The sequence below is a fragment of the Brasilonema sp. UFV-L1 genome, from assembly GCF_012912105.1.
Taxonomy (GTDB): Bacteria; Cyanobacteriota; Cyanobacteriia; order Cyanobacteriales; family Nostocaceae; genus Brasilonema.
Map to the genome: position 1 here is coordinate 1 of NZ_QMEA01000165.1, position 14043 is coordinate 14043.

Annotated in this window: 13 protein-coding genes; 2 read left to right on the plus strand and 11 right to left on the minus strand. The window is 40.6% G+C overall.

The window, feature by feature from the left end; genetic code table 11:
• From DP117_RS29935 to DP117_RS29960, 6 genes are all read right to left on the minus strand, one after another.
• On the minus strand, positions 1-2113 hold a 2113-nt coding region (locus DP117_RS29935; protein WP_169221838.1), incomplete at its 3' end, for an NACHT domain-containing protein.
• Positions 2114-2381: 268 nt separating this feature from the next.
• The gene (locus DP117_RS29940; RefSeq protein WP_169221839.1) at positions 2382-4580 is read right to left on the minus strand and encodes an NACHT domain-containing protein; all 2199 of its coding nucleotides are present in this window, start codon (positions 4578-4580) and stop codon (positions 2382-2384) included.
• 140 nt (positions 4581-4720) lie between these two features.
• Entirely contained in the window at positions 4721-5701 is a 981-nt protein-coding gene (locus DP117_RS29945; RefSeq protein WP_169221840.1) for a glutathione S-transferase family protein, read from the minus strand.
• 127 nt (positions 5702-5828) lie between these two features.
• Entirely contained in the window at positions 5829-6119 is a 291-nt protein-coding gene (gene gatC / locus DP117_RS29950) for an Asp-tRNA(Asn)/Glu-tRNA(Gln) amidotransferase subunit GatC (RefSeq protein ID WP_169221841.1), read from the minus strand.
• Between the two features lie 101 nt (positions 6120-6220).
• On the minus strand, positions 6221-6742 hold the full coding sequence (locus DP117_RS29955) for a photosystem I assembly protein Ycf3 (protein WP_169221842.1): 522 nt from the start codon (positions 6740-6742) through the stop codon (positions 6221-6223).
• Positions 6743-7378: 636 nt separating this feature from the next.
• Positions 7379-8047 (minus strand): SOS response-associated peptidase, encoded by a 669-nt coding sequence (locus DP117_RS29960; protein WP_169221843.1) that lies wholly within the window; start codon positions 8045-8047, stop codon positions 7379-7381.
• A gap of 203 nt (positions 8048-8250) precedes the next feature.
• Between DP117_RS29960 and DP117_RS29965 the strand changes: the two genes are divergently transcribed.
• Entirely contained in the window at positions 8251-8871 is a 621-nt protein-coding gene (locus DP117_RS29965) for a glutathione S-transferase family protein (RefSeq protein WP_169221844.1), read from the plus strand.
• A 395-nt stretch (positions 8872-9266) separates the two neighbouring features.
• On the opposite strand, the gene DP117_RS29970 is transcribed toward DP117_RS29965, so the two are convergent.
• The 4 genes from DP117_RS29970 to DP117_RS29985 all read right to left on the minus strand — a co-directional run bounded on the left by DP117_RS29970 (position 9267) and on the right by DP117_RS29985 (position 11272).
• Positions 9267-9491 carry a DUF167 domain-containing protein gene (locus DP117_RS29970; RefSeq protein ID WP_169221845.1) on the minus strand — a complete coding sequence of 75 codons (225 nt, stop codon included), beginning with the start codon at positions 9489-9491 and terminating at the stop codon, positions 9267-9269.
• Positions 9475-9885, minus strand: a complete 411-nt coding sequence (locus DP117_RS29975) for a DUF2809 domain-containing protein (protein WP_169221849.1) — start codon at positions 9883-9885, stop codon at positions 9475-9477. The genes DP117_RS29970 and DP117_RS29975 overlap by 17 nt, the downstream gene beginning before the upstream one ends.
• A gap of 72 nt (positions 9886-9957) precedes the next feature.
• Positions 9958-10500 (minus strand): DUF2231 domain-containing protein, encoded by a 543-nt coding sequence (locus DP117_RS29980; RefSeq protein ID WP_169221846.1) that lies wholly within the window; start codon positions 10498-10500, stop codon positions 9958-9960.
• Between the two features lie 31 nt (positions 10501-10531).
• Positions 10532-11272, minus strand: a complete 741-nt coding sequence (locus DP117_RS29985; RefSeq protein ID WP_169221847.1) for a DUF2993 domain-containing protein — start codon at positions 11270-11272, stop codon at positions 10532-10534.
• Between the two features lie 258 nt (positions 11273-11530).
• Between DP117_RS29985 and DP117_RS29990 the strand changes: the two genes are divergently transcribed.
• On the plus strand, positions 11531-12580 hold the full coding sequence (locus tag DP117_RS29990; RefSeq protein ID WP_169221848.1) for a hemerythrin domain-containing protein: 1050 nt from the start codon (positions 11531-11533) through the stop codon (positions 12578-12580).
• 104 nt (positions 12581-12684) lie between these two features.
• Here DP117_RS29990 and DP117_RS29995 read toward each other — a convergent pair whose 3' ends face one another.
• Positions 12685-13869, minus strand: coding sequence for a M20 family metallopeptidase (locus tag DP117_RS29995; protein ID WP_169221850.1), 1185 nt, complete (start codon positions 13867-13869; stop codon positions 12685-12687).
• Positions 13870-14043: the final 174 nt, after the last annotated feature.

Below are 14043 nucleotides of genomic sequence, written 5' to 3' on the forward strand. Positions count from 1 at the left end.
CATCTTTGAGCAACGCCAGCAGCCCTTGGACGACAAAATCTGAGCTATTGCCTAACTTGCCCAAGGCATCGGCGGCGGAGGAACGGACAGATGAGGACTCATCTTTGAGCAACGCCAGCAGCCCTTGGACGACAATATCTGAGCTATTGCCTAACTTGCCCAAGGCATCGGCGGCGGAGGAACGGACAGATGAGGACTCATCTTTGAGCAGTGTCACTAGAGTGTCTATTGCTGCTTCTTTTTCTCCCAATGCTGTACGATATTTTTGTAATCGTACTTTATCTATATGTTCTGCTTTGTCTTTCAACAATTGCAGGGCTTGAGTTTCAAAAGCAGTTTCATTCAGACTGCAAAGTGTTTGAAAAACCCGTGAGCGAATTTTTGAACTCACCTGTGGTGAGTCACTTGCTTCTAGTTCAAGCAATGCTTGCAAAATTTGCTGTGGTAATTCATCATCTGCAACTTTCAAATCTCTGGGATTTTCTGCAAGACAACTGCCGGCAAATAACAAATCGCGGTGCAGCCATTTTTCATATTCGCTGTGCTGATCAAGAATTGCTCGAATCGTTTTGGCAGCTTGTTTGGGTTTTTGTTGTGCAACGAGCAGCAGCAAGACTTCTCGCCAATGAGGATCATGAAGATGTTGTTTGATGTGTTTTAGCACAATGCCAAAATCACCTTCATCGTACCACTGATAGATAATTTCTTGAGCGCAAAGATATTCCTGAAATGTTTTATGGACAAAAGCGTAGCAGTCTTGCCCTTGTTCATTGAGCAAACCTGTGCGATCTCTTATAAACTCTACAAAGCATCTTGCTTCTTCTTTCGCCTGGTACAGTTCAATTTGTTTGAGCGTCTTGATTTCTGTGCTTAATTGATGAATTAATTCATCTTTATCAATCAGCGTACCACCTTGTTTATCCCCTGTACCTCCTTGCGTATGAATCCAGTAAGCCAGTTTTTCTAGCAACCGTCGCAAGTCTTCGAGCCATAAATATTTAAAAACCGAATGATTGCTAAATTCTTTGTTTGCATCCCAAGAGGTTAAAAGAGTTTCTACTGCTTTGTCATAAAGTTTATGGCGCTCTTTTGGCAGAAATGCTTGATAGCGATGAATCAGAGAAATAATCGTTAACAGCAGTGGATTCTGTGCCAGCAGCTTGATTCTGTCATTATCAGCAAGTGCTTTTCTGAGGCTATCTTTACGTCGTTGTGCTTCTGCTAAATCTGAAACACGACTGTCATACCAACGGTTGATAAACTCATCTATTTTGGCATCATCAAATGGCTGGAGTTGATAGTGAGGTAAATTCTGTGTCCGGAAAAAGTCGCGCCTGTAACCTGCAGGACGAGAGGTAATAATTGCACGATTTCGAGAAAATTGCTCTAAGAAACTTTCAATTGTGTTGACAATCTCATACCGCTTTGTCGAGTCTGCAACTTCATCCAAACCATCTAGTAAAATTAATCCTTGTCCCGCTTCTAGCCAATATTCAAAAAATCCTGGTGGTAGCTCTTTAAAAAATAAATTGTTATGAGTAAACTGATATATATATTCTAAGATACTCATATTTGAGTATCTCGATAAATCCCGAATTCTAATCAAAATTGGCAGTAAGTCTGTGTCTGTTGCTAAACCCAGTTTTTGAGGTTGTTTCAGAGCTAGCATCACAGCAAAATAACTCATCAAAGTCGTTTTACCTGAACCTGGTGCTCCTAGCAAAACTAACTTCTGAGAAGTGCTTTCATTCAATAGCTGTTGTGCCGAAAACTTTCTCCCTGATGAGTTTTCCAATTCTACCAGTTGACGTTGATCGCGAATTAATTCTTGCTGACGCTTGCTTAAGTCAATCGCTTCTGTAGTGAGCGAGTTTTTGGCGATATCAGTTATTAAAGTGATATCCGTTTCAACGTCTACTTTTCTTAAGGTGGGTTTGACTTCTTCCACCACATCTGGCATAACAAAAATATGAATTGCTTTTTGAGATTTTTCCACCTCCTGCCCTGCGACTGCAATCCCAGCAAATTTAACATCACCAAACCAGTGTGCCAGTTTCTTACAGTATTCTTCTTTGGCAACCTGAAAGTTTGAATCGCCGCTAGTGTTTTTCATACTGCACTATTAACCTGCTGTGGACTGTATTGTGGATCATTTTTTCAGCAGCAGAGCGTCAAGTCATTTGACTCTACACTTTAGATATCACTCATCATAGAGGTTTTACCTGACATCTTGCATTAATTTCTATACACTACTCCTTTCCCACGAAAAGATTACCGACTTTAAAACCGCAGAGGCGCAGAGAACGCAGAGAAAGTACACTTCGCTGCTAGAAGTAATCTTACACCGGGAAAGCAGTAAGTACTTAAGATTATTTTGGTGATTAACTCCTCGGTTTTCCTAGTACAGTTCGATATTGCTGCATTTGCTCTTCACTAATAAGATTAAGGTCTTTTTTTTCTTCCAACAATTTGAGCGCTGGTTCTGCAAATTCTGTCTGACTCAAACGGCGAATAATATCACAAACTTGGAAGCGAATCTTATCATCAATTTGGGAATCTTTGCTGACTTCTAGAGTAACTAGTTGTTCCAGAATCTCTGACGATAGCTCGTTATCTTCGCTTCTCAAACCTTGAGGATCTTCAGCTAAACAATTACCAGCAAATAATAAATTGTGGTAGAAATCTTCTTCATTTTCTTTCTCGTGGTTAAGAATTTCTTTAATTGCTTTAGCAGTTGGTTTAGGTGGTTGAACAACAATCAGCAGTAGCAAGACTTCTCGCCAGTGGGGGTTATAGAGATGCTCTTTTATACAGTCCAACACGATATTGAAGTCACCCTCATTTCTGTACTGATAATCAATGTCGCGCGCACAAAGGTATTCCTGAAATGTTTTATGCACAAAAGCGTAACAGTCTTGTCCATGTTCATTCAGCAAACCCATACGATTGTTTATATGCTCAATCAATCGTTTTGCTTCTTCTTCAGCTTGGAACAGTTCAATCTCTTTTTTGAGTTTTTTGATGTCTTGACCTAACTGTTTAATTAAAGTATCCTGATCAATCACCGTACCTCCATCCTGATCTCCATTACCTCCTTGGCTGTGAACCCAGTATGCCAGACTTTCCATCAATCGTCTGACATATTCTTCAGATGTGATATATTTCAATTTTGCAAGATAGGATTCTTCATCTGGGTATTTTTTCTTTTCCCAACTTCTTAGTAGTGTTTCTACCGCCGCCTCATACATTTTGTGGCGTCGTTGTGGTAAACGAGAACCGTTGTAACGGTGGAGTAAAACAACTATCGTGAGTAGTAGTGGGTTTTGTACCAGTAACTTAATGCGTTCTTGCTGTTCTAGTACCTCTTTGAGCCTTGCCTGCCATTTCTGTGATTCTTGTTCCGCAAAACGGCTGTCATGCCACTGTTTGATAAATCGGTTAATTTTATCCTCATCAAATGGCAAAATATAATAGTGAGGAAACTCTTCAGTCTGAAAGAAATCTCGTTTATATCCTGCAGGACGAGATGTAATAATAACGTAGTTTTGAGCGTATCGCTCCTGCTTAAAAAAAGTATAAATATGCTTGGCAATTTGACTACGCTTATTGGAATCAGCAATTTCATCTAAACCATCAAGTAATATGACTGCCTTCCCTTGTTCCAGCCAGTAATCAAAAAAGCCGTTTGGAATCTTTTTAAAAGGAGTACAATCCTGCAAGTACGCCAAAAGATTAATATTTGATTGTGCTGCTAATTTTCTAATCTCAATTAAGATGGGTAACAACTCAGTTTGGGTGTGTAGTCCCAATTCTTGAAATTGCTGCCTCGCAAGCTTGAGAGCAAAGTACCGCATTAGCGTACTTTTTCCAGAACCAGGTTCACCTAAAATGACGAATTTTTGAGAAGGACTTTGACTCAATAACTGCCCTGCTAAAAAAGCTCCACTTGCTTTTTGACTATCATCTGTTAGAAGCAACTGCTGATGCAGCCCCTGCTTCAGAATATCCTGTTTTTTGTGCTCTTCCAAAACATTTGGCATCACAAAAATTTCTTCTAATTCCTTAATTTTGTCTTGCTCGTCCTCTCCAATTACATCAATTCCTTCAAAGATAACTTTTTTAAAAGAAACAGTAAGGTTTGTTAAGTAATCTTCTTTAGCATTCTTATATTCTATTGAGTACAAAGGAGTCTGCTGAAAATAAGTATCAGCAAATACACTGATCCAACGTTCAAGCTTATCCTCATCTAGTGTAATTTCTAATTGCCCTGCAACTCTCTTAAATGCCTCAATTAAGTTAGGTATATCCGGCGCGCCTTCATCTTTTAGCGGTTTCTCTAGTTCTTTTTGAACCCCAGAGTACTTTAATACTTCAGAAAGGAAGTGATCAAGACGATCAGGCTCATAATACAAAAGAGGTTCATGAGGATATTTTTCCTTAGCCGCAGTAATTCCAGACTTGATGTATTTTTCTAACTCTGTTCGGTTAAACTGCTTATTAAGCTTATCAATGATGACTTTAGCAACCTGCGGTATGACAGCCTTGACTCCCGCCAGCCCAATTGCCCCAAAATCAACCATACTCACATCTTCCTTAATGAAGTGGTATTGTCTGTATTATGGCTGACGTTTACTGTAGTTGTCAGAGCTTGAGTAGCTGACGGGGTGGCAAACAAGTTAAAACAACCAGACATCGCAATCCTAAGAAATGGCAGTTCCCGCTAAACTTTCATAGCTGCACGAAATTCTTCCCGATTATGCGGTGCGTCAAAATCAATAATCGGTCCCTTTGGTACAATTCGAGTTGGGTTAACTTTGGGATGACTTCTATAATAATGCCGTTTTATGTGGTCAAGATTACAAGTTTCTTTGACTCCTGGCTGTTGGTAAAGGTCTTTGAGATAATTCCACAGATTGGAATAATCTACAATCCGACGTAAGTTACATTTGAAATGCACATAGTAAACAGCATCAAAGCGAAACAGGGTTGTAAACATACACCAATCCGCCTCAGTGATTTGTTCACCACAAAGATAGCGTTGCTTTCCTAAAACCTGCTCCCAGTGATCAAGAGCATCAAAAAGTTCGCTTACCGCTTCATCATAAGCTGATTGTGTCGTGGCAAATCCCGCCCGGTAGACACCATTATTTATCGGCTGGTAAATTGCATCAATTGTTTCGTCAATAACTTTTTGCAAATGTTCTGGATAAAAGTTTACATTTTGTTTCGCCAAGGCATTAAACTCTGTATCCAACATCCGGATGATTTCGCGGGATTCGTTATTGACAATCGTATGATTTTGTGTATCCCATAAAACTGGGACTGTCACCCGTCCACTATAGTTGGGATCAGCTTTGAGATAGACTTGCCAGAGATACTGAGTTCCATTGACTGTATCGGGAGTGCTTCCTGGTTCATCAGCAAATTCCCAACTGTTATCATGAATTTCTGCCGCTACCACCGACAGACTGATGACATCTTGCAGTCCTTTCAACTGACGCATAATGGCGGTGCGATGCGCCCAAGGACACGCCCAGGAAATGTACAAGTGATAGCGTCCTGGTTCTGCTTTGAACCCGCTAGAACCATCTGCTGTAATACGGTTGCGGAAAGTTGTTGAAGGACGGAGAAACTTACCTTGTGAGTCTTCTTGTTGGCGATCGCTCACCCACTTACCATCCTTAAGAATTCCTAAGCCCATGAGTAGTAGTTAGTAGTTAGTCGTTACGAGTTTATCTAATAATCAACAATTGCCCTAAGCGTCTTTAGATAGAACTACTAGCAGCATGACAAATTGTTACTAATAACGACTAACTAATAACTGCTAACTATTCCTCATTCAGAATTTTAGGCACTTTAAAAAAGTCACCTTCTTGTTCAGGCGCACTCTGAACAATCTCTTCCCGGTTAGGATAAGGTTGTAAATCGTCTGCTCGTGTCACATTCTTCACATCAATTGCTCGTAATGTTGGTGGCACATTCTTGACATCTAATTCACTCAGTTGTTCAAAATAGTCAAGAATACTTCCCAACTGAGTTGTGAATTTCTCTTCTTCTTCAGGAGTCAACTCTAAACGCGCAAGATGAGCTACTTTACGAACTTGTTCACGGTCAATCATAGTTAGTTTTTTTGTTGTTAGTCATCAGTGAGTCCAGTACTGAAGGAGGGAAACCCCTTCCTTTGAGCACTAGCTCAGTGATAACTGATAACTGATAACTGTTAAAAGAATACGTCAATTTGGGAGCGTCCAGTGGTTTTTAACCAGTTTTGAGCTTCAATGTAGTTATTGGGAGCTTGGCGAATAGCTCTAATCCAGTAATCAGCAGCTCTATCAAACAGTGCTTCTCCTCCATCTTCGTCTCCTGCTTCTTTTGCCTTTTCCCCTTGATAGTGGTAAATGACAGCGATGTTGTTTAAAGCTTGGGGTAGGCGTGGATTACATTCGAGTGCCTGATGATACAACTCTAGTGCTTTTTCATGTTCGCCGTTGCTGGCATAGATCAGCCCCATATTGTACAAAATGTAGCTGCGATCGTTGGTGTCTTCCTCCAGTTCTAAAGCCTCTCTGTAGTTTTCCAAGGCTTCAGCGTATTCTCCTTCTGACTGTGCTGACATCCCATCTCGGTAATAAACAAAGGCTTCTTTGGCTTTTTTATTAGTTGGCAGAATCTTGAGGATCAGATCTGCCATGACTGTAAAGCTTTTGTCAACAAAGTTGTCGTTTTTCTGGGTTCTTGGCATAACGGCTTATGTGATAGGTTTGCCGCAATCATGACGATGACTGGGTGCTTCACGAACGCTCTTTGCGCTCACTAAAAGCTAATGTAACTGATTAGTTGTAACTGATTAGTACCGATACTTTTTTGCTAACAAATGTTAACAAATACATACAGCAGAATTCAGGAGTCAGGAGTCAGGAGGAGCCAGTGCGGTGGACGGTGAGACCAGTGCTGCGGGAGGGTTTCCCGACAACAGGCAACTGGCGAACCCGAAGGGGTCCCCCGGCATAAAGCACCTGGCGTTCAGAAGCAAAAAGGTCTTTCTGTCTGCCTTTTAGACCTCAGTACTGTACTTCATTTACTTGCAATGTGCTGTAAGTTGATTTAACTCGAACCAAGGCGTATCAACCAATGCACAAGGAATACCTCGCGCACTTTATCTTAATCAGGCACTTGTTTCTCGTGCTTCATGATCGCATAACAAATGTTTGTTGCTTTTTTAACGCAGTGACCAACTTGATTTACAGAGGATGGTTTACTAAAAGGGCTTTTCTCCCGACATTTGTTACTTTTTAATGGTTTTAAATCCATTAGTAAATTCTAGCATTTGTGACCAATAATTAGCAAAATAATAACTAGTTAATAACCTCATCAAGAGTTACAAAGGCTTAATACAATCTGGAATATTGTGCTTAGGACTGTTGACGATTTTGCTGACTGGGTAAGCAGTCATCGCCTCGGATGGGTAAGGGTGCAATAAATGCTGCAGCAATTGGGGTGTTTGCACTTCTGGATTTAACCAAACATCGTAATCCTGCTCTTGAAGAATAACTGGCATACGCTCATGAACCGGCTGGACTAATTCGTTTGCCTGCGTGGTCAAAATTGTACACGATGTTATTTCATCATCTTCGGATGATTTCCATTGCTCCCATAATCCTGCAAAGCCAAAAACTTTTTCTTCTTGAAGACGAAAATAATACGGCTTTCTTTGAGCGTTTTGAAGCTGCCACTCGTAAAAGCCGTCTGCTAATACCAAACAACGACGGTACTTAAATGCAGAGCGGAAAGCTGGTTTTTCTGCTACTGTTTCTGCCCTGGCGTTGATCAGCTTCATTCCTATTCTTGCCTCTTTTGACCAAGAAGGAATTAACCCCCAACGTAACTTTTGAAACTCACGTTGCTCGCTTGCTTGATTATACAAGACTGCCCCGATCATTTGCGTAGGAGCAATGTTATATTGCGGTTCTAAATCGGGAATCTTCTCTACATGGAAGATTTGGTATAACGCTTCTGCTGTTTGGATCAAAGTAAATCTTCCACACATCTTTTTCCCCCGACCACTAATTAAAATTAAACATTCAATGTCATGCAACAAATATTACTTTTATTATTTATTTTTGAGAGAAATTCTATCTTGTACTACAATGCTATGTATCATAACAATCTTATCATATATATTTGTATTTTTCGATAAGATGCTGTATTTTTACTGCATGATTAATTAACCATTTCATCTCATTTTTTGGCATGAAAACCCTGCGTTTGTATGATTTTTTACCCTCAGGCAATGGCTACAAGATTCGTCTTTTATTGACGCAAATTGGTATGCCATTTGAGAGAGTAGAGGTTAGCATCACCAAAGGTGAATCTCGAACGCCAGAATTTTTAAGTAAAAATCCAAACGGGAAAATTCCTGTTTTGGAAGTTGAACCAGGTCAGTATCTCGCAGAATCAAATGCGATTATGATCTACCTGAGTGAAGGCACAGAATTTTTACCATATGACCGCTTTTTACGAGCGCAAGTACTGCAATGGTTATTCTTTGAACAGTACAGCCATGAGCCTTACATAGCTACATCGAGATTTTGGATTTCTATTCTAGGTAAAGCTCAGGAATATCATGAAGCCATAGAGCAAAAACGTGAACCTGGTTATGCAGCTCTTAGAATAATGGAAAAGCACTTATCCAATCGTGCTTTTTTAGTAGGAGAGCGTTATAGCGTTGCCGATATTGGCTTGTTTGCTTACACTCATGTAGCTGATGAAGGTGGATTTGATTTGACAGGATTTCCTGCGATTCAAGCTTGGATAGAAAGAGTAAAGGCACAGCCTGCGTATATTAGTATTACGGAAGAGTTAAACCCTTAGTCATACTGTTCACAAAATTCATGTCTTGTGTATTTGCTTAAATTTGAAGTCTTGTCCGTTTAATATTTTAGTTTTAGACGGGCAAGCTCTTTACCTTAAAAGAAAATTATGAATTTAGATTAGGACAGGAAATATATTCATCGTCAGAAAAAGAATTCTAAATCAATTCCCAAGACAAGCTAATCAGTTATCAGTTATCAGTTATCAGTTATCAGTTATCAGTTATCAGTTACCAGTTATCAGTTACCAGTTTGAAGAAGAATGCAGAATTGCTGAATACAGTATTCACCAAGGAAGAAATAAAGAATTCCGACTTCTGACGACTGACGTCACGACTCCTGACCGGAGGCTGCGCTTTCCTTGCTCCGCTCCTGACTTGTGTACTGTGTACTGTTTTAATCTGTATCAATTTCAATCAGCTTTTGCCGAGAAGATAAACCAGACTTAATTCTGATATACGATTTTGGTACATCAAATTTTTCCGCTAGCAACTTCATTAACTCTGTATTAGCCTTGCCATCTACAGGAGGAGATTTCAGATGTACAGAAAGACTACCATCCGCTTCTTCTTCAATCTTTTGGATTTTTGAATTAGGTTTCACTTTAACTTTTTTCTGCATAACCTTTACTATATAAGTGATGTAACCACAACCAACCTAAAACACAGCCCAATACATAATGAGGAAAATCCCACCAAGAAAAGGTACTACCAATTAACCATTTACCAATCAATGTCGTGCGAAACTCCTCTAAGAAAGGTGGGTGCCACAATTGCAAAAATTCCAGAATACAGGTAATGATAAATACCAATAAAGGAATTCGCCGGATTGCTGCCCGATTTTTAAATAACAAAAATGCAAGCAAACACCAGAATATTTCGTAAAAGACAGCTGCTCCATAATCATTAAACCATTCATGAGCAGGACCAGTATAGTACTTAAAGAAAAAGCCCATCGCTACAACGATGAGCACAGAGGGGATGGTAGAAAAGCTTTGAGTTGGTTTTGATAGCATTGTCTGGGAATGAGAGACTAATGAAGATTTTAGCTCTTGCACTAAAGCTTGCTGACTCAATCTAAAATCTCATCACGGATATCTTCTGCTACCAGCACCCACGACACCAATCTTGTGGCGATACGAGAGTTCAGCACCGAACCAGCCAGAAGCACTAGTTAGCGTACCGACAATGAGTGAGAGTATGAGTCCCCAAGGTAATATTGCTGATGCGGGGTTGCCCAAACGCAAGATGAAGTTGATGAGTGTCAAGACTAGGATAGCCACGTTAAGAGTTAGGTGTACCCAGCCAGCGGAACGCTTGCGAACTCGTTCAATTTGTAAAAAGTCGCTTATGCCGATGAGTGCTGCTACCACGCCTCCAAGCAATCCGAGTCCGATTAACCACAACGAAGCCCTTGCCCAAAAGAAATCACGAGTTAACCAGTAACCGAAGTCGCTACCCAAGGCGGCGGCTAAAAAAGCGATGGGAAAGATGACGCTTAGGGGGTGTAAAGGATGCCCTGCGATCGCAACTGTGCTAGGTACACCAGTATCATGATACTCTCTATCATCACTTTCAATAACTGGTGGAAGATTTGGGAACGGTGTCGAAGTTCTCTCTGTAGTTTCCATAATTTTCAGTATCCTAACAGTATCCTAAATTTTATGCTGAGGGAATTTGCTCGACGTAAGCTTCAGCTTGCATTATCAGTTTGCCTGTTTCCACTTCGAGTTGTTTCACTCGTAGCGTCATTCCTTCTAAATTGAAGTTACTTAGATTCAAAATTTCGCTGGTTGCATCTATCAAAGCTTTTGTTAAATCTGGTGATATTTCTTGTGTATCACCGTACTCAACATTTTCTAGAGAAACTGTTTGTCCATTAGCACTTACCTTCGGCACTGCTGAAAAAGCGATTTGCTGAGTCTCACCAGTTTCTCTTAATAGAATAGAAGCGCTTAATGCGACTTTACTATTACCAGGTAAATGAAAATCGATGTGTTGAGGAATAATCGTCATTAATTGCCCGTTGACATCAATTTTGTGGGTTTGCAATTGTGAACGGATATATTCCGAGTTGAAAGCACGGTTGATATCGTCTTCAGTTAAAACAACTCGCGTACTGCCTTTAGTAGGTTTTGTAAGTTCAATTTTACCAAAAGCAGCACTTAAAGGATTAATAGCAACACTACCCGTTTGCATTTTCAACTCCTCCACGCGGAGGTCTTTTTGCATGACCAATCCTTCGCCTTCAATTGAGACTGCATCGACCTCGCCTTGAACCAATTTCAGAGGGTCTGTTTTGACATCTACATTCAAATTCTCTACTTGATCTAACTGGCTAGATAACCCTATTTCTGCGGCTTTATTCAATGCCTGTTCTCCTAGTCCAGGACTATCGGGCATTATGGCTTTATCTCCTGTTTGAGTATCCTTGCGTCAATCTAGAAAATTGGCATCAAAAATTTATCTATCTGACGAGTGAGCATAGGTATAGCAGCTATCTATCTAAAAGAAGAGATTAGTTATTGTTAAGTTTTATTCTTTTTTTTCTATCCAGAGTTTCTAAGCTATCAATCAAAAGAAAGATGGAACCATGATGATGGCTATGTCACTTTGAGATTGGAAATGACGTTAAAAACTTAATCCGAGGGGAACCAGAAAATGGTTGCAACACTAGATGATACAAAGCGTTCTGCTATTGCGATTAAACTGGCAGAACTGAAAGCACTTCAACAGTTAATTATTGAAAATGAAGAACAGCTTATCAAACAAGTCAGTGACCAAGAAATTGCTGATCGCCTCCGGAACTTCCTTGAAGATGACAGAAAAAATCTGGGCGTTCTAGAAACTGTAATCGGTCAGTATGGCATTCAAGCCGAGCCAGAAAAAACCATTACGGAAATGATTAAAAAGGTTCGTGAATTGCAGCAAGGCTCTAAATTAAGCCTATACGACAAAGTCTTTCAGCATGAATTGCTGAAGCACCAACAAGTCATGACTGGTTTAACCGTTCATAAAGCAGCACAAAAAGTTGGTGCTGACGTCATGCTAGCTATCGGACCTTTGAATACAATTAACTTTGAAAACCGCGCTCACCAAGAACAACTCAAAGGTGTTCTGGAAATTTTGGGTGTTCGTGAACTGACTGGACAAGATGCTGACCAAGGTATTTGGGCACGTGTTCAAGATGCTATGGCTGCAGTCAGCGGCGTCTTTGGTAGCGCTGTTACCCAAACCACCGACAAGAAAGATATGAATATCCAGGATGTTATTCGCTTGGATCACGGTAAGGTTAACACCCTATTTACTGAACTTTTGGCAAGCAATGATCCACAAAAGATTCAAGAGTTCTTTGGTCAAATCTACAAGGATCTGAGTGCTCACGCTGAAGCTGAAGAGCAAGTCGTTTACCCCAGAGTACGTCCTTTCTACGGTCAGAACGATACTCAAGAACTGTATGACGAACAAGCTGAAATGAAGAAGATGTTAGAGCAAATTAAGGGTCTTAACCCCTCTAACATGGAGCAATTCAAAGGTAAAATCAAACAGCTTATGGACGCTGTTGGTGACCACATTCGTCAAGAAGAAAGCTCCATGTTTGCTGCTATTCGTAACAACTTGAGCAGTGAGCAAAGCGAGCAACTGGCTACAGAATTCAAAGCTGCTAAGACTGAGATTCAAAAGAAATCGGGCGTCGTCGGCGCTAAGTAGTTTATACAAGCACTAGACGCAAAAATTTGCGTCTAGCGATTAGTATCGCAAAAGTAGCAACTCCCAACACCGAGTGATGGGAGTTTTTATTTAAGTGCTTGAGTTTAACAATTGTGATGCCAGTATTTGTAAGCTGTATATGCCAGCGTAACAACTCCAGTAATAATGGCAGATTCATCAACATCAAAGAGGGGATGGTGCAATGGGTAATTCAGGATTCTATCTTTGAAGCCTACACCTAAACGAAACATACTACCAGGAGCATGCTCTAAATATACAGAAAAATCTTCAGCACCCAGAGAAGGTTCAGGTAACACTTGAACGCGATCGCTACCCCATGCTTCCTCTGCTGCTGATTGCGTCAACTGCGTGAGGAAATAATCGTTTTGTACGCTAGGTACGCCTTGGCGATAATTAACCTGATATTTTGCGCCGTAGGAATTACAAATATTAGCGACAATTTTTTCAATCCAATTTGGGAGATTAGCACGGGTTTCAGGATGAAGAGAACGGACTGTTCCCAACAACTCCACTTTATCAGCAATTATATTCGGCGCTCTACCACCGTTAATTTGCCCTATGCTTAACACGACAGGACGTAAAGGATTATGCGTCCGGCTAATTGCTTGTTGCAAAGTAGTGATGACTTGCGAAGCAATCCAAATAGCATCTATCGCCTCATGAGGACGAGCGCCATGTCCCGATTCACCGATAATGATAATCTCTAAAGTATCAGTAGCTGCTGTCAATGCACCGTAACGTACACCAATGGAACCTGCAGGTATGGACGGGAAAACATGAAGACCAAGTATATTTGAAACCTTGTCCATTGCGCCATCATTCACCATCCAACTAGCGCCTTGGGCGATTTCTTCTGCTGGCTGAAATAAAAACCGTATTCCACCTGGTAACTCGTCTGCTATTTGAGACAGAATCATTGCCGTTCCTAAGCCGACTGTTGTGTGGACATCATGACCACAGGCATGCATAATACCTTGTGAGCGAGAGGTGAACTCTAGACAAGTCCGTTCTATAATTGGCAACGCATCCATATCAGTGCGAATAGCCAATAAACGCTTATCTTTGCCAGTCCCTTGCAGTTCCCCAATAACGCCAGTTTTCCCTACTCCCTCTTGTACGTGAAGACCACTAGAAGATAAAACACCAGAAACAAAAGCAGATGTTTGGTATTCTTGACCACTGAGTTCTGGGTGAGAGTGGATGTGACGGCGAATTTCAAGTAAGCGCGGTGAGAGTGTTGTTGCTAAATCTTTAATCCGAGTGAGCATTGGTAAATTAAGTGACACACTGTTTGATCATTTTTTTCATGATAAAGAATTGTTAACCAAATTTTGTGTATGGGATAAATCAATTCAAAATAGGACTTACGCAAAAACCCTTTTAAACCCTCTTAACTTCGTGCTCTATGCCCTGCGGGCACGCTACGCTAATGCGTCCTTTGC